1 protein-coding gene is annotated in these 254 nt (G+C 62.2%); it reads left to right on the top strand.

All coding sequences use genetic code 11. The features are described from left to right. A partial coding sequence (locus R2R70_RS21670) for an efflux RND transporter permease subunit (protein ID WP_410979149.1) occupies positions 1 to 254 on the top strand: 254 nt, incomplete at both ends.

The raw sequence follows: 254 nt of genomic DNA, 5'->3' as shown, positions 1-254 counted from the left end.
CGCGCAGTTGCCGATACTCGTGATCGCCGTGCTCACGCTGCTGATGATCCAGTTGCAAAGTCTGTCGCGCGTGATGATGGTCGTGCTGACGGCGCCGCTCGGGCTGATCGGCGTGGCCGTCGCGCTGCTGCTGTTCAACGAGCCGTTCGGCTTTGTCGCGATGCTCGGCGTGATCGCCATGTTCGGCATCATCATGCGCAACTCGGTGATTCTCGTGGATCAGATCGAGATGGATATCCGCGCGGGGCATCCGC

It is taken from the genome of Cobetia sp. SIMBA_158 (assembly GCF_046566945.1).
GTDB lineage: Bacteria > Pseudomonadota > Gammaproteobacteria > Pseudomonadales > Halomonadaceae > Cobetia > Cobetia amphilecti.
The sequence above is the reverse complement of the archived record's forward strand: the minus strand, read 5'-3'. Positions and strand labels throughout refer to the sequence as shown.